The sequence below is a fragment of the Streptomyces sp. NPDC043908 genome, from assembly GCF_056435525.1.
Window position 1 is genome coordinate 712541 of sequence record NZ_JBWKEI010000001.1, and the last position, 22023, is coordinate 734563.

Here is a 22023-nt window from a genome sequence, read left to right on the forward strand (position 1 = left end):
CTCATGCCTTCGTCCGTTCCCGCGGCACCGCAGCCCGCGGAGCCCGTCTCTCCCGTCAGCGTCACCGAGGGTGCCGTCGAACACAGCGTGGACTTCATCAGACCCCACCTGCGCGCGCACGCGGCCACACACGTGGCCCTGTACGCGGGAGTCCAGATCAACGGAGCTCCGCATCTGGGCACCGGCGTCCTGCAGACGGCGGCCTTCCTGCTGGCCGAGGCCGCCCGTGACCGGCTCGGCGTCGACGCCGAACTCCGCTTCGGCGCGCTCGACAACGCCCCCTGCCAGACCCGCCTCTGCCCGCGCACCGGCACCCTCTACACCCGCTCCTACCACCACGCGGCCGGTCCGGACCGGATCCTGGAGCTGGTGAAACGGTTCTACAGCGGTCTCTTCGACGCGCTCAGCGCCATCACCGGCGTGCCGTACACCGTCGAGACGTACACGCGACAGCAGCGGACACCCGCCTTCCGCGAGGAGTTCCTGGACTCCCTCGCTCAATGGGACCGGCTGCGGTTCACCCTCGCCCCGTCCAGCGGGCACGTGCCCATCTGCTTCCCGTGTCCGCGCTGCGGCTGGCTGCAAAAGCACGGCGAGAACACCGAACTCCTGGCTTTCGACGGCAGCCGTGCCCGGTTCACCGCCGTCTGCCTCGACCACGGACGCCACGAGGCCGAAGTAGGGCCGCGAGGGGACGCGTACGTGGGGCTCACCACGCTGCACCGCAACGTCGTCAAAGAGCGGCTGGCCGCCCGGGAGGCCGCCTTGCCCGTCATCGTCAAGGGCGCGGACTGGGCGGCGGGTTGCCGCCTGCTGGACGAGGCACACCTCTGTTTCCCGGGCGCCCGTCCGCCGGCCCGCGTCCTGACGCCCGTCGTCCTGTCCGCGTCCGGTGCCAAACTGTCCAAATCCTTGATGCGGGAGGGGAAGGCGGAGCTGTCCCCGCACACACCGCCGTGGATGCTGGACGCGACGCGCTGGGAGGGCACGACGCAGGAGTACGCCTCGACGCTGCACCGGCTGGTGTCACTGATGCTGTCCGCTCCGGAACACTTCGAGCGCGGCTACACCACAGCCGAGGTGGTGCGGCTGCTCGGCCGGACCGGCTCCGGGCCGCGCGGCTGAGCCCGGAGCCGGGGAGCCGGGCCGCGGTCCCGTACGCCACACACGGGTTGCTCCGGAACCGCGTGATCTGCGACGCGTATGCCGCACACCGTCGACGGCTCAGCACGGCACGTTCCGTGGCGCGTGCCAGTAGAGCGTTCAGCGGCCGAATCCGCCTTCGAGTACTGCCAGTGCCCGCAGCGGGTCCGGCCGCTCGGGCGCCGCCGCCCAGGCGGCCGTGCAGGCCGCCCACAGTCCGGCACAGGCGTCGCCGCTTCCCTCCACCAGCACGGCGCCGTCCTCGACCCGGGCGTACCAGCCCCGGCACCGCCATCCCCGCCCCAGCGGGTGGGCGACGAGCGGCGGCGCGCACAGCGCTCGCAGATCCCGTCCCAGATGGGTGGGCCGGAGGCGGGGCGGTGCGACGAACAGGTCGGCCGGGCGGGTACGGCCGGTCAGGACCAGGAGACTGTCGTATCCGGCACGGCGGGCGCCCTGGACGTCGGTGTCCAGGCTGTCACCGACCATCAGGGGCCGGTGGGCCTCGGCCCGCCGGGCGGCCTCCCGGAACAACGCGGGTGAGGGCTTGCCCGCGACGACCGGCTCGGCTCCCGTGGCGGCCTGCACCACGGCGACCAGGGCACCATTGCCGGGCACGGCCCCCCGGGGAGTGGGAACGGTCAGGTCGGTGTTGGTGACGATCCACGGCACGCCCCGCGCCACCGCGTGACCCGCCTCGGCCAGCTCCTGCCAGGAGACCGTCGGTGCGAACCCCTGGACCACGGCGGCGGGACGGTCCCGCGCGGAGGTCACGGGCCGCAGCCCGTGTGCGGCGACCGCCGTCCGCAGCGCCGGGGAGCCGATGACGAGGACCGGCGCGTGACGGCCGCACCGCTCGGACGCGAGGCGCGCGGCAGCCTCTGCCGACGTCACCACCTCGTCGTCGTCGACCACCAGCCCGAGGTGGCGCAGGGCCGCTGCCACACCGGCGGGGGAGAGGTTGGCATTGTTGGTCACGTAGACGCCGCGTCGGTCGGCCGCGCGCAGCCCGCGCAGCACGGGCACGGCATACGGCACGGGATGGGAGCCCACGCGGACCACGCCGTCGAGATCCAGCAGTACGGCGTCGTACAGCCGCAGCAGCGGCAGTCCGGCCGTCGGACTGGATGCCGTACTTCCCGCTTGCTCCGATGCGTCCATACGTCCGCCTCTGTCGACCCGTGCAGTGTGCGGAGGGGTCCCGCCGGGCTCAAGGGGGCGATTCGGACACCGGCCGATCCTGTTCCGGCGGAAGTGACCGGACCTCGGCGCTGGGGGCGAGCCTCAAGACCGCGGAGGCACGGTGGCGGTCGCGGCCCGGGACAGCGCTGGGGCCAGCCAGCGGTTGAGGAGGGCGCGGAGGTGTGCCTCGTCCTGTGGCGGCTCGCCCGGGTGCTGCAACAGCGAGGTCAGCAGTCGCATGATGATCTCGGCGAGGCCGTCGAGGTCGGGGGCGCCGATGTCGGCGGCGGCCCAGTCCACGGGAAAGCGCTGCAACATCTTGGCCCCGTAGGCGATGGTGTCCCGGGTGGTGGCGCTGCGGCCGAAGGCGGTGGTGTCACCGAGTTGCAGCAGCAGGCTCAGGCGTGGCTCGGTGGGGATGGTCCGTACGCAGAAGACCATGCCTTCGACCACGGCTTCGGCCGGATCGGTGATCCCCTGCAGATGAGCGATCATCTGGTCGACGAACGACTCGGCGCCCTGCGCGGCGACCTCGGCGATGATGTCGTTGAGGCGGCCGAAGTGGCGGTAGACGGTCTGGCGGGTGACACCGAGCTCGCCGGCGACGTCGGACAGCGTCGTCTTGGTGACACCGTGCCGGTCGATGCAGCGGGCGGTCGCGTCGATGATGCGCTGCCGTGCCTCCGCCTCCGATGCGGGAGGTCGGCCTCCCCAGCCGTGGTGCCCCATGGTCTCAGGATCGCACAGGCACTTCGGCCTGTTGGGACATGGTCGCGCGGAGTGCGGCGATGGTGAGCCCCGTGGCGGCGACGGTGCACAGCGCGGCGTACCAGAGGCTCCCGATCCGGGTGCCCTGGGCGGTGATGCCGTCGGTGGCCGCGAAGTAGGCGGGCAACGCACTCAGCCAGAGGACGAAGAGGACGCCGAGGTAGAGCGCCGGGTAGGTCCGCACGAACAGTGGTGAGGCCATCGGCGCCGGGTCGGTGTGCCGCGCGCGCCAGGCGTCCGCGAGAAGGCAGAGGCCGACGATCCAGACCAGGGCGAGCTCGGCGCCGAGGACGGCCCGCTGGATCCCGAGGTGGTCGCCGCCGCGGAAGGCGTTGCTCGGCACGCCGGCGATCGCCATCGCCAACGGGGTCAGGGCGCCGGCGGCGATGGTACGCAAGGTGATCTGGCGACGGCCCGGCGTGTTCCGGCGCCCGTCGTACGCGCCGACCAGGCGGACGACGAGGTAGGTCATCGCGCCGAAGGACACCGAGGCGAACAGGAACATGCTGTTCATCGGGACCGAGGCGAGTGCCGGTTCGTTGATCATCTTGTTCTCGGGGTTCCAGGCCCACCACTTCAGTTGGGGCCCGAGCTGGTCGAAGATCTCGTAGAACGCCTGGCAGACGAACGCGACCGCCAGCGAACCTGCCAGGGGCCCGCGCCGCGCGAAGACTCCGAGGGCACGGACCACCTCGTAGGCGAGCTGCGAGAGGGCCGGGTAGAAGGCCACGATGTAGAGCGGCAGCCGGTCGTACATGAACTGCACGGTGAACACGTTGTGGGAGAAGATGAGACCGACGTGTTCCTCCAGGCCGAACCAGCCCGGGAAATAGAGCGGCGGCTCGATCACCGCCAGGTAGACGACCGAGGCGAACCACAGCGAGATGCTGACCGGATCGCCGTCGCGCCGCCATCGCCGCCACGCATGGACAAGGGCGAACACCGCGCCGCCGATGACCAGGAGTTCCAGAAACGGCATGGTGCTGTTCTCAAGACCGAACGGGTTGCGGACGTCCACGACGGGGCGGGCGTCATGGCAGGAGAAGCCGAGCTTTCCCGCGAGGTGCTCGGCCGCTAAGTCGCATGAAGAGGCCATGGGCGTGCTCCTCGGGTCAGTCGTGGACGAGATCGGCCTCGGAGGACGGCGTGGTGCCGGTACGGCCGGCGCGGGTGCGGGCGCGGGTGGTGGAGCCGGTGCGATCGGTGTAGTCGGTGTAGTCGGTGCCGGGCGGGTCCTGTTGGTCGTCGAATCCGCCCGGCACGACCGTGCGTCCGAGCCGTTTGCGGACCTTGTACCGCGCGATGCCGAACCAGAACCGGGGGTCGGTGGCCATGTCCCGCAGTGATGTGTCGAGGTTGAAGACCTCGGCGAACGTCCGCTCGACGTAGGCGTCCTCGCGGCTGGTGGCGGTGATGGCGTTGAACACCGGCCAGCTCAGGCGTGCGGCCAGCCTGCGGCGCCACGGCGCGACGACCTCGCTGCCGGTCGCGAAGTCGTACGCCTGGTCGCGGGCCAGGGCGAGCATCCACGGTACGTCGAGCGACTTCTTCTGCCGGTCGAGGAAGTCACGGAAGAAGGCGGCGTCGAGAGCGGTGCGGCCGTGCAGCAGCTCGGCGAGGACGAGCGCGGAGCGAGCCGCCGAGCTCATCCCCTGAGCGTAGAACGGGTTGAACGCGCAGATCGAGTCTCCGACGCACACCAGCCCGAGCGGGGGCCGCTCCAGCAGGTCGTAGCGGCGCCACTTGTTGCCGGTCGAGCGGGTCAGGTGTACCTCGGAGGTGGGCGTGCAGGCACGCGTCGCCTGTCCGAAGGCGCGGGCCCGCACGCGGTCCACGGCCTTCTCGAAGGCGTCGGCCTCGCGCGGCATCCTGATGCCCCACGCCCCCATGCACACGATGGCGCGGTCGCCCTCGATCGGGAAGAAGTTGCTGAGGAATTCGTGCTCCTCGGGGTGGTCCCCGGTGTCCTGGGTCGGAGTGACGACCAGGTGCTTCCACCACCATGACTCCGGACGCCGCCCGGCGGGCGGCAGGTCGTACCACCGCGAGGTGTAGGTGACCTTGGCGTCGAGGGTCTTCTCCGGCGGCGGCGGCCAGCCCGCCTCGACCAGCCAGTCGGCGACGGAGGACCCGCGCCCCAGCGCGTCGACGACCAGATCGGCGGCCAACCGGCCGGGGTCGTCGCCCACGCGATATTCGACTCCCACGACGCACCCTCGCTCGGTGCCGCCACCGCCACCGCCACCGCCGCCGCCGCTGGTGCGGAGGCCGGTGACGGTGACGCCTTCGCGGACCTCGACGGCCGGCAGCTCGCGGACCTTGTCGCGCAGGACCCGCTCGATGAGTACGCGCGAGCTGTAGATCATCGTCATGGATCCGGATTTGCGCGGAGCCCATCCGTCGTTCTCACAGTAGGCCGCGTCCATCGACGGCATCAGATGCATCCCGCCGGCGGCGATCAGCGCTTCCTCGAAACCAGGGAAGATCTCACCGATCGCGCGGCGCCCGGAGTTCAGAAGGAAGTGCGGATGCTTGCTCTGCGGCACGCCCCGCCGGTGCTCCGCGTCCGGCGGGAGCCGGTCCCGCTCCAGAACGATCACCGTGTCGAAATGCCGCGCGAGCACACCCGCGGCGCACAGCCCCGCCACGCTGCCGCCGAGCACTACGGCTGTCTCTCCCCGCATGTGTCCTCCATTCATACATTGCCTGAGTGAACGTATGATCGGTGGGGGACGGGAGGCTAACAGGTACGGCTCCAACGAACCAGCCTTTCCACACGACGTGATGGCCGGCTCCTGATGCCGAGCGAGGAGCCAGAGGCGGCCAAATCCGACGACTGGCGGCACCGCCCTGGGGCATGACGGCGTGTCACCCGAACCGCTGTGCAGGCCCCAGGGGACTGGTCCGCTGTGCAGTGCGGCGGAAACGGCTCAGGCGCCGACCGGGGTCATTCTTGGGGCAGAAACCGCAGTGGCCGTCCGAGCGCCGCTGAAGAGGGCCGCGTGGGCCGTTCGCGTCATCGCTGGGGAAGGGTCGGCTCTGTCCCTGCCCCTGTCCCTGCCCCTGAGGGTGCGGAGGCGTCGGCGAGGTCGGCGCCGTTGTCGGCGTCCCGCTGGGATTGGCCGACGCCGTGCCAGTCCAGACACATGACGGTCGCGTCGTCCTGGAGGTGGCCCTCGCTGGCGTCGACGATCGCCGCGATGAGGGTGCGGGCGGCCTCGCGGGGATGCAGCGCGCGGGTACGGACGATCAGATCCGACAGGTCGAGGCTGTTGGCGTTGCGCTCCAGCATGCCGTCCGTCACCATCACCAGCCGGTCACCCGGCCGCAGGTCCAGGGACTGGACCTGATAGCCGTGAGGGGCGCTGAAGCCGAACGGCATATCGACCTTCGGAGCGATCTCCTGTACTTTCCCGTCCCGCATCCGCAGCGGCCAGGGGTGGCCGGCGTTGATGAACTCGGTGCTGCCGTCGAGCAGGCTGATGCGCAGGAGTTGGCCGGTGACGTACCCCTGGCGGCCGTGCTCGCGCATGGCCCGGTCGGCCTGGCGGGCCTGTTCGGCGAGGTCGGCGCCCGCCCGCCGCGCCCGGCGCAAGGCGCCCACCAGCAAAGTGGCCAGCAACGCGGCGTCGACGTCGTGCCCCATGGCGTCGGTGACGGAGAGCTGGACCGTGTCGCGGTCGATCACGTAGTCGAAGGTGTCACCCCCGACGTGGTCGGCCGGCTCCAGCGCCCCGGCGACCGCGAACTGTGCCGCCTCACACGCCAGTGACGCCGGAAGGAGCCGGTGCTGGATCTCCGCGGCCAGGCTGAGCGGCTTGGTGCGGCGACCCCATTGGTACACGTCGGTGAAGGACCGGTTCGCGATCACGATGTACGCCAGGGCGTGCGCGGTCTCACCGATCTCCCGCATCACCCCCGCGTCGGGCGCCGCGGGCAGGAACAGTTCGAGGAGCCCGATCGCGTCCCCGCGATTGGTCACCGGGGCGACGACCCGCACCAGCGCGCCGTCGCCGGTGTCCTCCACGGCCGGCCGCTGGGTGCGGATCACGTCGTCGTACAGGGTGCCCCGCACCTTGATGTGCCGGGCGGGCTCATCGGTTTCGACGCTGCCCGCCGCCCCCAGTCGTACCACCGAGCCGCCGGTGAAATCGATGATCAGGAACGATGCCGACACGGCCCCGAGGTGCTCCTTGAGCATGCGCGCGACGACGTCGAGCGACTCCACGGGCGCCGCGGTCTCCGCCGCCGCCAGCACCCCCGCCAAGGTCATCTCCCTGCCCCGGCCTCCCCCGTTCTCCAGGGCATGAGGGGGAGTCGCGTCGTTCCCGTCGGGCCGAGTCGCATCGTTCCCGTCCGGCCCATGTACGGTCACGGTGGCTCCTCGCTGCTCGCTGACTCTCAGGGTTCCGCCCCTGTCGCGCGAGGGCCGGCGTCAGGCCCGGTGCCGGGCAGATGTCCCATATTGCACCACAGGGCCCAGGATCAGGTGCTGTTGTCGGCGAACTCGCTCTCGAACGACCGTCGTGGGACCGACGTGGGGCTGGCCGTCACGCCCAAGCTGATCGACAAGGTGCGAATAGGTGCACGAAGTGGGTCATATCCCTCTGATTGTCAGGCGCCCGTCACGCCCGACCGGCACTTCACGGGGGTATGGGTGGTTACGTTTAGTGACATTTAGGGGGGTTTGGGGTGACTCGTCCCATAGGGCCCACGTCACATACGTATGAGACTAGTAGGTCTCCGTTCCCGTTCAGGGCCCCTCAGGCCGCCTCTCACCTGCGCGAAGCGTTTCTCGGACGCTTCGGGCCGACGGTCCTGTGCTGCGAATCGGCCTAGTAGGAGGGGTCGTTGCCAGGGCTGGGGGTGGCCGGTAGAACTGGATGAGTCGCCGAGCGGTGCGGGTGTTTCTCCCCGGCCGCAGACGAACCCCTCTCCATCGCGTGAGTGGCTCACGCATGTCTTCGGCATGCGGCGACCGCCCTCGTCCCCTTCGGAAGGTTTCTCCGTGTCCCACGCTGTCATCCGCCGTATCGCCGTTTCGAAGAAGACCCTCGCGGGTGCCGTCGTCGCCGTCGGTGCCGCCGGTTCCCTGCTCGCCACGGTCCCCGCTCAGGCCGCGGCCCCGACGAGCGCCAAGGCGATCGCCCAGCAGATGATCAAGGACCCGGCGCAGTTCGCCGCCTTCAACAACATCGTGTCCCACGAGAGTGGCTGGGACCACACCGCCACCAATACCTCCTCGGGCGCCTACGGCCTGGTCCAGGCCCTGCCGGGCTCGAAGATGGCCTCGGCCGGTGCGGACTGGAAGACCAACCCCGCCACCCAGATCAAGTGGGGCCTGGACTACATGAACGACCGCTACGGCAGCCCCGTGGGCGCCTGGAACTTCTGGCAGACCCACCACTGGTACTGAGCCACCAGTAACAGCTGACGAACGAAGACGCCCGGCCGGGATCATCCCCGGCCGGGCGTCTTTGTGCGTCTGTGGGCCGCGTCACAGATGCGGGCAGGACGAGCCGGCCGATGGCGGCTGCGTATACGGGCCGTTGGCATTGCCGGGCGCTCCTCCCGCATGCGAGGGCCGCGGGACCGGGGCGCCCGGCCCGCGGTGAGGGGTTCCGGAAGGACTCAGCTTCCGGTCAGGGTGATGGTCAGGTCCGTGATGTTGAGGGGGAACTGGCCGACGGCGGTGGCGTCACCGGTGAGGAGGCTGATGCTGTAGAGGGACGGTGTGCTGGAGCCGTACGGGGTGAGGGAGGCGAAGGCGGTGTTCGAGGTGGCTTTGCCGTTGGTCAGGCCGCTGAAGATGTCCAGGCCGGCATTGGTCCCCGCGTCGATGGTGAGGGAGCCGGTGGGGGAGAGGGTGCCGTTGTTGGCCGGCGCCTGGATGACGACCTGGTCCATTCTGGTGTCGATGTCGAACAGGGTGGTCTGGGTCGCCCCGTTCAGGTCGTTGTTGGTGTAGGCGGCCGCGGTGACACCCCGGGACGGCCCGTTGGCGGGCGGCGTGGTGAGGATGCCGTCCTCGACGGTGGTGTGGTCGTTGAGGTTGTGCCGTAGGTTCTGGCCGTTGTCGCTGATCAGACGCAGGCGGTCGGCTGCCGGATTGAAGTCGATGTCGAAGGTGGTGCCGTACAGCGGGACCTGGAGCTGCGACACCTTGGTGACGACCACGTCCGGGGTGACCGGCGGAGTCTTGATGGTGTAGATGCCGCCCTGGTCACCGACGCCGTACATCAGGCCGTCCTGCACCCGGTGGTCGATCCCGATGAGCTTGCTGTCGCCGGTGAGCCCGGTGACGGTTCTGACCCAGTCGAGCACCGTCGGCCGGTCGGTGGTGAACGTGGCCATCAGGGTGCCGTCGCCGGTGATCCCGAACGCTCGCAGGCCGGGAGCGGCGGCTGTGGCGGAGCCCGGCATCCCCAGCGTCAGAGTGGTGGATACGGACATGACCGCGACGGTCACGGCGACCGTCCTCCTGACCCTGGTGCCGGCCCCGGTTTTCCTTCCTGCCTTCACTGTGTCTCCCTTCCGTGTGAACTCGCGTGAGTGCATGGCATACGGATCTGCAAAAGTGGGAGGTGGTGCTCGGAGGGGCGTGCTGACCGACTGACTTCGGATAGTCGATCCGGGTGTTCGGTGCGGGGCGTACCACGCACGCACGGGCACCTGGTTTCTGTGTAGCCCACCTGTCAGGGCCCCTACAAGCAGAGGGAACGTCCAGGCCGCCATCCACCGGGAACTTTGTCCCCTGTGACAAAGGGTGTCGTCGACATACCCGTCATGGACTTACGCGGAGTGATGAACGTCGTCCGGTTTTCGACTGCCGGAGGTTCACCACGAACGACATGCTCCCGTCCATGGGGAGCCTCTTCACGGAACTGGCCCGGCAGGCATCAGCCAACGCGCGCCGGGAAGTCGAGGCGTACACCCACGAGATTCCGGAGCTCGGACACCTGGACGCGGACCACCGGGACAGGGCCGAAACACTGGAGTACGCGCTGTGGCTCAGAAACCGCACCAACGAACTCGCCCCCAGCAGCAGCGCGTTGAGCGAGGACGACCTCGGCTGCATCGCCTCGATGGGCGAGGCACGGGCCGAGGCGGGAATGTCGCTGGAATCCCGGCAGCAGGTGCTGCGGCTGCATACCGCGCTCATGCTCCGCGAGATCAACGAGGCGACCGATGCCCAGCGCGGCGGTGGTGTCGACGAGCTCATGCAGATGATGAGCTGGTTCGCCGCGCAGGGCGTGCACGGCATCGGCGCCTACTGCCAGGGATTCGTCCGGGTGCTGCGCCGGCGCCTGCCCTACGTCGAACAGGTGGCCCTGCTGGCCGAATCGATGCTGGCCGCGGACCCCTTGGCGACGGAACTCGCCGCAGCCGTGGGCATGGAACTGCCCGACCACTGCGCGGTGACGGTGGTCCGGGTACCGCACGGCCCCGCCGACAAGCGTGAGCTGGAACGAGCGATCGAGGCGCTGGCGAAGACCCACCAGGTGCCCCTCGTGTGGCACCCGCAGGACGGGGGCGAGGGCGGTGAGCTGATTGCCCTGGTGCCCCTGGTGCCCCTGGTGCCCGTGGTTCCCGGTGGCACCGCGACCGTACGGCGGCACACCGCCCCCGACCCCGTATTCGATCTCGTACGGGATTTCGCCGAAGCGCTCGGCCACCCATGTGCGGCCGGCACCGCGACCGCACCGGTGTCCGAGCTCTCCGGCGCCCTCGACCGGGCCCGGCGCATCAGCCGGGCGGCCCCGTTGCGACGCGCTTCCGCGCTCCTGCGGGTGCACACGCTCGCCGACGTCTTCGTCGAGCTCGCCGTGGCGGAGGTGCCGTTCGCCGATGAGTGGCTCCGTATGGTGGCCCGCCGCCTGGCGGCCGGTCCGGACCTGCTGCTCACCCTGGACGCGTACTACGGCTACGACATGAACCGCGGCACGGCTGCGGCGGCACTCAACGTCCACCCCCGCACCCTGGACTACCGCCTGCGCCGGGTGCAGGAACTCACCGGCATCAGCCCGGGCTCCACGCACGGGGTGCGGATCCTCAGCTCGGTCGTCGCCCGAGGGTTGTCGGGGGCTTGGCGCTGAAACGGGGAGGTTGCTCCCCTCTCGTCATCTCGAGCACCCGTCCGACGCACCCGGTGTCAGCCCACGTGGACGCGGGGGCGGCGGTCGCGGTCCGGCTCCGCCTCCCGCAGGACCTCGCGGGTGACGGGCGCGACCTCGCCGTGGCCGAGGAGGAAGAAGCGGAGGAAGTTGGCGAAGGGGTTGCCCTCGGTCCACTCGAAGTAGACGTGCGGGCGGACGCCGGTGAGGTCACGGGCGTGGAGGAGCAGGGCGGCCAGCGCGTTGGGGACGGAGGAGGACTCCACGGTCAGGATCCGATAGCGATCGTGCAGGACTTCGCCCCGGACGGTCAGCCCGGCCTCGAACTCCGACGGGTCGGTGACGGTGACCTCGATGAAGACGAAGTCCTCGGTGGTCGGCATGTCGTTGTCGGCCAGGATCTGCTCGATCTTCTCGCGGTACTCGGCGACGTCCCGCTGGTCGGGTTCGTTGGCGATGAAGCGCGGGGTGCGGCGGGAGATGTCCTGGATGAAGCGCTCGGCCGTCTCGTCGAGTTCGACGTGGGTGACGCGCAGCTCGAAGGCCCGGCCGAGGCGGGAAAGGAGGGAGATGAGGATGATGCCGGCGATGAAACAGGCACCGATCTTCACGCCGTCGGGACGCTCGATGACGTTCACCACGGTCGTGTAGAGGAAGACGACGGAGATCACGCCGAAGCCGATGGTCCAGCCGCGCTGGCCCGCCTTGCGGGCAGCGATGGTCACGGCGATGGCCGCCGAGCAGATGAGGACCAGGACACCGGTGGCGTACGCGCCGCCCTGGGCGTCCACATCGGCGTCGAAGAGCCAGGTGACGAGGAAGGCGACCAGGGTGAAGACGATCACCATGGGCCGCACGGCACGCGCCCAGTGCGGTGCCATGCCGTACTTCGGCAGGTAGCGCGGCATCAGGTTGAGCAGGCCGGCCATGGCGGAGGCGCCCGCGAACCAGAGGATGAGGATGGTGGAGACGTCGTAAACGGTGCCGAAGGTGTTGCCCAGGTACTCGTGGGCCAGGTAGGCGAGCGCGCGGCCGTTGGCCTTGCCGCCGGACTCGAACTCCTTGTGCGGGATGAGGACGGTGGTGATGAAGCTCGTGCAGATCAGGAAGACGCTCATCATCAGCGCGGCGGTCGTCAGGAGCTTCTTCGTGTCCCGGATGCGGCCGGTGGGTTTGTCCTCGGTGTCACCGGGGTCGCCCTGGACATGCGGCATGACGGCGACGCCGGTCTCGAAGCCGGACAGGCCGAGCGCGAGCTTGGGGAAGACGACCAGCGCGACGCCGATCATGACGAAGGCGTTGCCGTGCTCCTGGGTGAGGGCGGCGGTCCAGTCGGTGACGAGGTGGCTCTCGGTCAGGACCTTCCACAGACCCGTGACCACGACGACCACGTTCAGGGCGAGGTAGATGCCCACCAGCGCGACGGCGACGCCGATGGCCTCCAGGAAGCCCTTGAGGAAGACCGCGCCGAGCAGCGCGACCAGGATCAACGTGATGATCACCTGCTTGTCGTGCAGCGCCGACTCCAGGTGGGGGTTCTCCACGAGGTGGGTGGAGGCGTCCGCCGCCGACAGCGTGATGGTGATGAGGAAGTCGGTCGCCGCGAAGCCCAGCAGGGTCAGGACGAACAGTTTGCCCTTCCAGAAGGACAGCAGCCGCGACAGCATCGCGATCGAGCCCTCGCCGTGCGGGCTCTCCTCCGCCACCCGACGGTAGACGGGGAGCGCGCCCGCCAGTGTGACGATCACCAGGACGATCGTCGCGACGGGGGAGAGCAGACCGGCGGCGAGGGCGGCGATGCCCGGTTGGTAGCCGAGGGTGGAGAAGTAGTCGACACCGGTCAGGCACATCACCCGCCACCAGCGCTGCCCCCGGTGTCCGGCGTCCGGCGCCGACTCCACAGGCCGGGAGGGCTTGCCCTTCCCCATGTCGGAGAGGCCCTCCAGCATCCACGCGCGCAATCGTCCGGTGCGAGCGTCCGGTGTGGTGGCCATGATGGTGCTCCTGAGCTGCTGCTGGACAACGGGTTCCGCTCATCGTGTGGACGGCCCGGGCCAGCGTAAACAACGCGTCAACGAGCGATCCGGGCGGGCGCGTCAGGAAAGCGTCAAGATGCACCGGCCGGGCTCATCCGCGGCCCTGACCGGTTCCTGGCATGACCGCAGCTCCTTCGGGCCCCGAGGGATGCTCGCTGACCGGGGGGCCTGAGGGCTCACGCCAAGAGAGGGCTCGCGTCAAGAAAATGTGAAGAGAGCGGCGTCGGGCGCCAAGAACCCGCCAGGAACGGTGGGAACACGCTGATCGGAGCACACCCTGAGCGGACCAGCACGAAGGAGAACTCCCGTATGTCTGCTCTGACCGCCGAGAACGGTGCCGCGTCCGCCGTCGAGGAGCCCCCGGACACCGGGGCGCGCCACAAGCTGACGGCCGTCACCGGGCTCGCCGCTCTCTCGCTCGACGCGATGGCCTCGGTGGCGTATGGCCCCGAGGCCATCGTCCTGGTCCTCGCGTCGGCCGGTGGATACGGGCTCGGCTTCACGCTCCCGGTCACGCTGGCCGTCGCCGGCCTGCTCGCCGTCCTCGTCGCCTCGTACCGCCAGGTCATCGCGGCGTTCCCCGATGGCGGCGGTTCGTACGCGGTCGCCAAGGCGTACTTCGGCCGCCGGACCAGTCTGGTCGCCGCCGGTTCGCTCGTCCTGGATTACGTCCTGAACGTCGCCGTGGCCGTGACGGCCGGTGTCGCCGCCCTGACCTCCGCGTTCCCCGAGCTGTACGGTGACCGGCTGCTGATGTGCCTGGCAGTGCTCGTGCTGATCACGGGCGTGAACCTGCGGGGCATCGTCGAGTCGGCCCGCCTGTTCATCCTCCCGACCGCCGTCTTCATCGGCGCGATCCTGGTGCTGATCGTCGTCGGTCTCCTCCGTGACACCCCCGTCTCCACGGCGGCGTCCGCGGGCCACGCCTCCGTCCTCGCCGACAACGCCACCACCGTGGGCGCCCTGCTCCTGCTGAAGGCGTTCGCCTCGGGCTGCTCGGCTCTCACCGGCGTGGAGGCGATCGCCAACGCGGTGCCGTCCTTCCGCCCGCCGGCCGCCCGCCGGGCGATACGTGCGGAGGTCGCGCTCGGCGCGCTGCTCGGCTTGATGCTCATCGGCCTGGCCGTCCTGATCTCCCGCTTCGGCCTGCAACCGGTCGAGGGCGTCACCGTCCTCGCCCAGCTCGCCGACGCCTCCCTGGGACACAACTGGGCCTTCTACCTCATCCAGTTCGCCACCACGGTGCTGCTCGCCCTCTCCGCGAACACCTCCTTCGGCGGCCTGCCCGTCCTGCTGAAACTGCTCGCCCGCGACAACTACCTGCCCCACGTCTTCGGACTCAAGGCCGACCGCCAGGTGCATCGCCACGGCGTCGTCTCGCTTGCCGTCGTCTCCGCCGGCCTGCTGGTCTTCTCCGGCGGCGACACCAACACCCTCGTCCCGCTCTTCGCGATCGGCGTCTTCGTCGGCTTCACCATCGCCCAGACCGGCATGGTCCTGCACTGGAAGCGCGAGCGTGGACCCAAGTGGGCCGCGAAAGCCCTGCTCAACGGCCTCGGCGCCGTCCTCACCGGCGTCTCGGCAGTGGTCGTCACCGCTACCAAGTTCCCTGACGGCGCGTGGCTGATCGTGATCGCCCTGCCGGTCCTCGTCCTCGCCTTCGAGGCCGTCCACCGGGCGTACAGCAGGATCGGCGAGAATCTCGGCATCGGCCGGAGCCCCGAGCCCCCGCACCGCGAACGCTCCCTCATCCTGGTGCCCGTCTCCTCCCTCACCCGCCTCACCAGCGAAGCCCTCACCGCCGCCGTCTCCCTCGGCGACGAGGTCAGGGCTGTGACGGTCTGTCACCCGGATCCGGAGGACCGAGAGGCGACCGAGGCGTTGGAACGCGACTGGGCGTTGTGGAGTCCCGGCGTGCCCCTCGTCAGGCTCTCCTCCGAGCGCCGCTCGCTCGGCCGGCCCATCACCGCGTACGTACGCGAACTGGAGGCGACCGAACCGGGCACCCGGGTCACCGTCCTCGTCCCCGAGGCCGAACCCGAGCACGTGTGGCAGCGAGCCCTGCAGAACCAGCGGGGCGCGGTCGTCGCCCACGCCGTCCGCCGCGACACGAACGCCGTCGTCTGCCGGCTCCGCTTCCGCTGCTGACCGCTGCACCCGTGACCGCCTCCGCCGGTGACCATCAGCGATCCGTCACCGACACCTCCGCCCGGCGTTACCCGTTCCGTCCCAGCGGGCCGTCTTCACCGACGGCCGCAAGGGGCGTGTCGTACCTCGTCCGAGGGATTGCCCATCGGGTAGCAGCAGGTAAGAACCCGTCCTTCAACGAACGGCGTACGCAGGGGGCTGGCGTCCGGGTCGCCGTTGAAGGTCGCGGCGCGCGTCGTTGAGCAACTCACCGACTGGGGGTACCTCGCGGCCCCTGGGCACCGTGACACGGTCATCGCGGTGACGAGGGAGCTCGCGGTCGCGGCACTGGGTGACGGTGGACGACGTGTCACTCCGGGCGACGGACCGGAGCAGGTCCAGGCGGTCGACAGGTTCTGCCGGTCGGCCGAAGCTGCGCGGCGAGCTGTCCTTCCTGACGTACGCCGTCGGCTTCGCCGCCCGTCCCCTCGGCGCCCTCGTCTTCGGCCACTTCGGCGACCGGCTGGGACGCAAGAAGCTCCTGGTATACAGCCTGCTGATGATGGGCGGCGCAACGTTCCTCATCGGGCTGCTCCCCACCCACGCCGCCGTCGGCTCGGCCGCCCCGTTCCTGCTCACCGCGCTGCGCCTGGTCCAGGGCTTCGCTCTGGGGGGAGAATGGGGAGGCGCGGTCCTGCTGGTGGCCGAACACGGGGACGCGAGACGCCGCGGCTTCTGGGCCTCGTGGCCGCAGACCGGAGCGCCGGCGGGGCAACTGCTGGCCACGGGCGTCCTCGCGGCGCTGACCGCAACACTGTCCGACGCGGCGTTCGACTCCTGGGGGTGGCGGGTGCCGTTCCTGCTCTCCGGCGTGCTGGTCCTCATCGGGCTGTGGATCCGGCTCTCCGTCGACGAGTCACCCGTGTTCAAAGCGGCCCTCGCGGCGGCCGATAGCCGCAGGACGCCGTACGCCGCGAGGGAGAAGCCGCCCGTACTCGCTGTCCTGCGCGACCACTGGCGCGATGTCCTCATCGCCATGGGCGCCCGCATGGCGGAAAACATCTCCTACTACGTCGTCACGGCATTCACCTTGGTGTACGCCACCGAGCACGCGGATGCGAGCAAGCAGACAGCCCTCAACGCCGTCCTGATCGCCTCCGCCATCCACTTCGTCACCATCCCCCTGTGGGGCGCCCTGTCGGACCAGTGGGGACGTCGCCCCGTCTACCTCATTGGCGCCGTCGGCATGGGGCTGTGGATCCACCCGTTCTTCGCGCTCGTCGACCGGCATTCCTTCGCGGCCATGACTGCGGCCGTCGCGGTGGCCCTGCTCTTCCACGGCGCGATGTACGCGCCGCAAGCGGCATTCTTCTCGGAGATGTTCGCCACCCGCATGCGCTATTCCGGAGCATCCATCGGCGCCCAGTTCTCCTCCGTGGCCGCCGGCGCCCCCGCCCCGCTCATCGCCACAGCCCTGCTCTCCGAGTACGACAGCCCCACACCGATCGTCGTCTACGTCATGGCCGCGGCTCTGCTGACGATCATCGCTCTCGGTTGCGCCGACGAGACCCGCCACCGGGATCTGCTGGACACAGAAGTCGACGCAACCGATTCGCGACCGGCCGGGCAAGCGGTGCGCAACCGCGAAACATCCGCTGTGCGCGGCGTTCTCAGGCGGCGATGACCCTTAGTCGCGCATGGGGGTCTTCCTCACCCACGTGGAAGACGTCCCGGAGGAAGAACTTCGGCGCCGCATGCCCGCCGCCAGGTGAGGCTCCCCGACCGGCAGCGCCGACAGGGGTCCCTACTGGTTCAGGCGCCGGCGTTCACCCTGTGGGCTTGAGGTCCGTACCAGTCCAGGCACATGACGGTCGCGTCGTCCTGCACTTGGCCGGCGCACGCGTCGCGGACCGCGCCGACCATGGCCCGCACAGCCTCACGAGGATGCTCAGCGGCGGTGTCACGCACAAGGCCGCGCAGATCGACGCTCGCCGCCTTCCGATCCTGCATGCCGTCGGTGAAGAGCACGAGGCGGTCGCCGGGACGCAGGTCGATGTCCTGCACCTCATACGGATACTGCACGGGTACGCCGAACGGCAGGTTGACGTGCAGCTTGACCTCCTCGACCTCGCCCTCACGCAGTCGTAGCGGCCAGAGGTGGCCGGCGTTGACGAGCTGGGCACCGCTGCCGTCCAGGGCGATCCGCAGGAGCTGGCCCGTGGCGAAGGTGCGGCGGCCGTGGTCGAGGAGGGCCTGGTGGGTCTGGCGGGCCTGTTCGGCAAGGTCGGCACCGGCGCGGCGGGCGCCGCGGGAGGCGTTGACCAGGAGGGTGGCCATCAGGGCGGCGTCGACGTCGTGGCCCATCGCGTCGGTGATGGACAGGTGCAGCGTGTTCTCGTCGAGGCTGTAGTCGTAGGTGTCACCGGCGATGTCGGAGGCCGGGACCAGGGCACCGGCGAGGGCGAACTCCGCGGACTCGCACGAGGGCGCCGAGGGCAGGAGCTGACGCTGGATCTCCGCTGCCAGCGTGACCGTGGCGGTGCGGTTGCCCCAGTGGTAGAGGTCGGTGAAGCGGCGGTCGGTGACGATGATGTACGCGAGCGCGTGCGCGACCTCCTCGACCTGCTCCAGTATGTCCTGGGTCAGGTGAGCCAGGCGCACTTCCAGCACCCCGATCGTGTCGCCGCGGTTGGAAACGGGCGCGAACACCTGTTGCTCGGGGGCGCCGTTCGCCTTCACGACCACTTTCTGGGTGCGCAGGACCTCGTTGTAGACGCTGCCGTCCAATGGGACCTGGTCAGCGCCATGCTCCCGTGGTGCTGCCCCCTCCTCATTGACCCGCAGCAGACGTCTGCCGACAACATCGACGAACAGGAACGACACATAACGCGCGCCGAACCGCTCGCGCAGATTGTGCGCCACGACATCCAGCGAGCGCACCGGCGCCGCAGCCTCCGCCGCCGTCAGCACGTCCGCAAGCCCGATCCGATCACGCCCCACAGCGACCTCCCTCAGTTCCGGACCGTTCTTCTTCCCCCTGCACCCCCAGTCATCACCGCCCCGCCACCGAAGCCACAGTTCCAAGGCCCAGCCACTTCACTCGCTGACCCAAATCCCCGGCTCGCAGAGTTGCCGTGAGTGACCGCCGGGCCTCATGATGCGGCAGGCGGCTCCCGCCACCTACGTCGGCACCGCTTTCATCCCGTGGGGGGATCTGTCCATATGGGCGCTTCGCTGCGCGCCTTGCGCGCTCTCGTCCTGCTCGCCGGCTTCTATCTGCTCGGCGTCTTCCTGCTCGCCGCCCTCGCGGGCGCCGACTACGCCGTCTGCACCCGCTTGCACGGCTCGATCGTCTACGACGTAGTCATCGGCTCGGTCGTCCTCGCGATCCCGATCGTGCGCGGATTCTTCATGCTGCGCACCCCCAAGGGCGATGCTGCGCCGACCGGCACCCCCCTCGGCGTCACCGACTCCCAGGAGCCCGCGCTGTGGGAGACCGTGCGCGACGTCGCCCGGCAGGTCGGCACCCGCGCGCCCGACGAGATCGTGCTGATGGAGAAGGTGAACGCGGCTGTCAGCGAGGACTCCTCGCTGCTGGGCCTGCGGCCCGGTACCCGTCGCCTCTACCTCGGCCTGCCGTTGATGATCGGCCTGGACGAGATGCAACTGCGCGCCGTGCTCGCCCACGAGATGGGCCACTACGCCAACTTCGACACCCGCCTCACCCCCCTGATCGCCCGCGGACGCGCCCAACTGATCCGCACCATCGCCCACTTCCACGAGCGCTCCGACAAGAAGATCGCCAACGAGCGCGCGAGGCAGGAGAAACATGCCGCCAAGCGGATCGCCAAGGGCAGGAGGGCCACGAAGGTCGACACCCCGGGCCTGGGCGCGACGTACCGCGGCATGGCCGCGATCTACACGGCGTACGGCAACTTCTACCTGCGTACCACCCACGCCACCGCCCGCAGCCAGGAACTCGCGGCCGACGTGGCCTCCGTCCGGGTGGCCGGCCGCGACTCCGCCGCGTCCGCCCTACGCGAGATCAACGCCCTCGTCCCGGCCTTCGACTACTACATGAGCGCGTACGCCACCCTCGGCGTCGGCGCCGGCCTGCTGCCCCGCCCCGGGCAGGTCTTCGGCGGACTGCGCAAGCTGCTCGACGCCCGCGCGGAGGAGCTGGGGGAGCTGCGCCGGGAGCTCTCGACCGAACCCACCTCCCCGTACGACTCCCACCCCGCGCTCGCCGAACGCGTGGCCCGCATCGAGGCCCTGCCCGACGACGGCCGCGCCGGGCAGAGAGCCCGCCCGGCGGTGGAGCTGCTGGCCGACGCGGACGCGGCGCTGGTCGCGGTGGAGCAGGCCGTCCTCACCCCGGAGGCGCGTGCTCTCCAGCGGGTGGACTGGGAGGACCTCGTCCACCAGTCGATGACCGTGTACGTCAGCCAGGGCGTGGAGGAGGTTCGCGACGCCTTCGCCGCCGAGGGCGCCGGCCCCGGGCTCACCGCCGTGCTCGACACGATTGACGCGGACCCGGCGGTGCGCTGGCGGATGGCCGACCGCCTCCCGAAGCCCGAACAGGCAGCGGCCGCGACCGGCCACGCGGACCGCGAGGCGGCCCGCGCGGTCGTGCGGCGCGCCCTGAACCAGTTGGTCACCGTAGAACTGACGGCGTGCGGCGCCGCACGCTGGCAACTCTCCTGGTCCGACTCGGCCACCTTGCGCTACCCGGCGGACGACTTCGAGGACCAGCTCGAACAGGCGCTGGACGCCACGGTCGCCGACACGCCCGACACCGAACCCCTGCGGAAGCTGGTGCTCGCCGGGCGGTCGGTCTGATCACCTCGGCGTCTGCCGGTGAGTGTGGCTCTGCGGGGGTCAGCTCCCGGTGCGCCACTCGTGGTCGGGCAGGAAGGTCACGTCGTAGTGCTGGGCGCTGGTGCGGAACTTGCCGGGTTCGGGGACGACCGGTTCGCGCGGCAGGGCGAGCTCCTGGGTGGGGGCGCCGAGGTGGTCGAAGAACCGCTCGAAGGTGCCGCCGGGGCCGGCGGCCACGCCGACAACCCGGCTGTGGTGGCGTTCCATGCGGTAGGCGTGCGGGCAGTTCTTGGGTACGAAGCCGAAGTCTCCCGGGGTCAGCAGCTTCTCGTGCTGGTTCCCCTGCAGGTCTTCGACGAACAGGCGTACCGCGCCGTCGGTGATGTAGAAGACCTCGTGGGTGTCGGGGTGGGAGTGCGCCGGGATGATGTTGCCCTTGGGCCCTTCGACAGTGAAGAAGTTGAAGGTGTTCTCGGTCTGTTCGCCGCCCGCGTAGACCGTCACCAGGTCGCCGAAGAGGTGGGCGCGGTCGCCGTGCCCCTTCTCGATGAAGTAGGGCGTGCCCGACTCCGCGGGGATGTGGGAGCGGGTGCGGTAGCGGGTGGCGTACTCGATGGTCATCTGCGATCTCCCGGTCGTCATGGAAGGAATGGACGGCAGGCGGACAAGGCCGCGGGGGTGCCGCGTCCCGCGCCCCGGCGGCGGCACACGAGGAGCCCGGGGCCTGATCGGCCCGTTTGTGGGTTTCGGACATCTGCATGGACCGTGCCCGGCCGCTCCCCTCGGGTCGCCCCGGCGCGCTCCTCGCCCCACCCACGCTAGATCCGGGCGCTGCCCCGAGCCCCTACACTTGGGACACGCCATGAAGAAAAACGGACACACTTCGCGGGGCTCATCCCCAGGGGAGATCGCGGCCGTCCCCTACCGTCCGACGCCGGGCACTCCGCCGGGAATCGAAGTCGTGCCGTTCGACCGCCTGGCCGAGCGCGCCCACAGCCACGGCATCGACCCCTATCGCCTCAGCCGCCCGTTCTTCCACTTGCTCCTCCACGTACGGGCCGGCACCATGCGCTGCTCAGCCGACTTCCGTACCGACACGATCCGGCCCGGCGACTGGCTCTGGGTGCGACCTGGGCAGGTTCTGCGGTTCCTTGCCCCGCTGGAGGAGGCCGAGGGCACCGTCGTCGTCTTCCCGGCCGGTTTCCTCAGCGCCAGCGCCACATCGCTGACCAGCGCCGTCGAACTCACCCGAACCGGCCGCGTAACGCCTGCCACCCGGCAGGCCGAGTCACTGATCCGCATCCTCGGCGCGCTCGAAGACGATTACGCCCACCTGTCCGACCTGCCGTTGACGGCCCACATCGAGACGATGCGACACCTGCTGTCCGCCCTCCTGATCCGCCTCGCCCACCTTGAGGGTTCCGCACCTGCGAGAGGCGCGGCCCGTGAACCCTTCCACCGCTTCCGCGAGGCCGTCGAGCAGGACTTCGTCCATACCCACCGCGTCGAGGACTACGCCGCCCGACTCGGCTACAGCACGCGCACCCTCACCCGGTCCACCCGCGCCGCCACCGGATGCGGAGCCAAACGCTTCATCGACGACCGGGTCCTCCTGGAAGCCAAACGTCTCCTCGTCCACACCACCCTGCCCCCCGCCGCCGTCGGCGACCGCATCGGCTTCACCCACCCAACCGCCTTCAGCGCCTTCTTCCGCCGGCACACCGGCACCACCCCGACCGATTTCCGCGTCCTCGCCGCGGGCGCGCCTCCGGCACGGACGGCCATTCATGCCGTACCTCGTCCGTCACGGTCAGTACAACCCTTTGGATGAGCCG

Annotated in this window: 16 protein-coding genes; 7 read left to right on the forward strand and 9 right to left on the reverse strand. The window is 70.0% G+C overall.

Going from position 1 to position 22023, the window contains the following annotated elements:
- Positions 1 to 3 precede the first annotated feature (3 nt).
- Positions 4 to 1125, forward strand: coding sequence for a hypothetical protein (locus AC069K_RS03350; RefSeq protein ID WP_478611664.1), 1122 nt, complete (start codon positions 4 to 6; stop codon positions 1123 to 1125).
- 138 nt (positions 1126 to 1263) lie between these two features.
- Here the strand turns inward: AC069K_RS03350 and AC069K_RS03355 are convergent, their stop codons facing one another.
- From AC069K_RS03355 to AC069K_RS03375, 5 genes are all read right to left on the reverse strand, one after another.
- Positions 1264 to 2304: an HAD-IIA family hydrolase gene (locus AC069K_RS03355; RefSeq protein WP_478611666.1), complete on the reverse strand. Its 1041-nt coding sequence runs from the start codon at positions 2302 to 2304 to the stop codon at positions 1264 to 1266.
- A gap of 123 nt (positions 2305 to 2427) precedes the next feature.
- Positions 2428 to 3054, reverse strand: coding sequence for a TetR/AcrR family transcriptional regulator (locus tag AC069K_RS03360; RefSeq protein ID WP_478611668.1), 627 nt, complete (start codon positions 3052 to 3054; stop codon positions 2428 to 2430).
- A gap of 4 nt (positions 3055 to 3058) precedes the next feature.
- A complete protein-coding gene (locus AC069K_RS03365; protein ID WP_478611670.1) occupies positions 3059 to 4189 on the reverse strand; it encodes a hypothetical protein in 1131 nt (376 codons plus the stop codon).
- Between the two features lie 16 nt (positions 4190 to 4205).
- Positions 4206 to 5777, reverse strand: a complete 1572-nt coding sequence (locus AC069K_RS03370; protein WP_478611672.1) for an FAD-dependent oxidoreductase — start codon at positions 5775 to 5777, stop codon at positions 4206 to 4208.
- 332 nt (positions 5778 to 6109) lie between these two features.
- Positions 6110 to 7366: a PP2C family protein-serine/threonine phosphatase gene (locus AC069K_RS03375; protein ID WP_478611674.1), complete on the reverse strand. Its 1257-nt coding sequence runs from the start codon at positions 7364 to 7366 to the stop codon at positions 6110 to 6112.
- 735 nt (positions 7367 to 8101) lie between these two features.
- Between AC069K_RS03375 and AC069K_RS03380 the strand changes: the two genes are divergently transcribed.
- Positions 8102 to 8509 carry an aggregation-promoting factor C-terminal-like domain-containing protein gene (locus tag AC069K_RS03380; RefSeq protein ID WP_478611676.1) on the forward strand — a complete coding sequence of 136 codons (408 nt, stop codon included), beginning with the start codon at positions 8102 to 8104 and terminating at the stop codon, positions 8507 to 8509.
- 215 nt (positions 8510 to 8724) lie between these two features.
- Here AC069K_RS03380 and AC069K_RS03385 read toward each other — a convergent pair whose 3' ends face one another.
- On the reverse strand, positions 8725 to 9546 hold the full coding sequence (locus AC069K_RS03385) for a DUF4394 domain-containing protein (protein WP_478611678.1): 822 nt from the start codon (positions 9544 to 9546) through the stop codon (positions 8725 to 8727).
- Between the two features lie 410 nt (positions 9547 to 9956).
- On the opposite strand from AC069K_RS03385, the gene AC069K_RS03390 reads away from it, so the two are divergent.
- Complete coding sequence (locus AC069K_RS03390) at positions 9957 to 11189, forward strand: PucR family transcriptional regulator (RefSeq protein ID WP_478611680.1); 1233 nt, start codon at positions 9957 to 9959, stop codon at positions 11187 to 11189.
- A 56-nt stretch (positions 11190 to 11245) separates the two neighbouring features.
- Here AC069K_RS03390 and AC069K_RS03395 read toward each other — a convergent pair whose 3' ends face one another.
- A complete protein-coding gene (locus tag AC069K_RS03395) occupies positions 11246 to 13201 on the reverse strand; it encodes an APC family permease (RefSeq protein ID WP_365112121.1) in 1956 nt (651 codons plus the stop codon).
- Between the two features lie 351 nt (positions 13202 to 13552).
- On the opposite strand from AC069K_RS03395, the gene AC069K_RS03400 reads away from it, so the two are divergent.
- The gene (locus AC069K_RS03400) at positions 13553 to 15391 is read left to right on the forward strand and encodes an APC family permease (RefSeq protein WP_478611683.1); all 1839 of its coding nucleotides are present in this window, start codon (positions 13553 to 13555) and stop codon (positions 15389 to 15391) included.
- Between the two features lie 346 nt (positions 15392 to 15737).
- Entirely contained in the window at positions 15738 to 17054 is a 1317-nt protein-coding gene (locus tag AC069K_RS03405; protein ID WP_478611685.1) for an MFS transporter, read from the forward strand.
- Between the two features lie 128 nt (positions 17055 to 17182).
- Here the strand turns inward: AC069K_RS03405 and AC069K_RS03410 are convergent, their stop codons facing one another.
- Positions 17183 to 18370, reverse strand: a complete 1188-nt coding sequence (locus AC069K_RS03410; protein ID WP_478611687.1) for a PP2C family protein-serine/threonine phosphatase — start codon at positions 18368 to 18370, stop codon at positions 17183 to 17185.
- Between the two features lie 222 nt (positions 18371 to 18592).
- On the opposite strand from AC069K_RS03410, the gene AC069K_RS03415 reads away from it, so the two are divergent.
- Positions 18593 to 20209 carry a M48 family metallopeptidase gene (locus tag AC069K_RS03415; RefSeq protein WP_478611689.1) on the forward strand — a complete coding sequence of 539 codons (1617 nt, stop codon included), beginning with the start codon at positions 18593 to 18595 and terminating at the stop codon, positions 20207 to 20209.
- Between the two features lie 39 nt (positions 20210 to 20248).
- Here the strand turns inward: AC069K_RS03415 and AC069K_RS03420 are convergent, their stop codons facing one another.
- On the reverse strand, positions 20249 to 20809 hold the full coding sequence (locus AC069K_RS03420; RefSeq protein WP_478612012.1) for a quercetin 2,3-dioxygenase: 561 nt from the start codon (positions 20807 to 20809) through the stop codon (positions 20249 to 20251).
- Positions 20810 to 21038: 229 nt separating this feature from the next.
- On the opposite strand from AC069K_RS03420, the gene AC069K_RS03425 reads away from it, so the two are divergent.
- Positions 21039 to 22019 (forward strand): helix-turn-helix transcriptional regulator, encoded by a 981-nt coding sequence (locus AC069K_RS03425; RefSeq protein ID WP_478611691.1) that lies wholly within the window; start codon positions 21039 to 21041, stop codon positions 22017 to 22019.
- Positions 22020 to 22023: the final 4 nt, after the last annotated feature.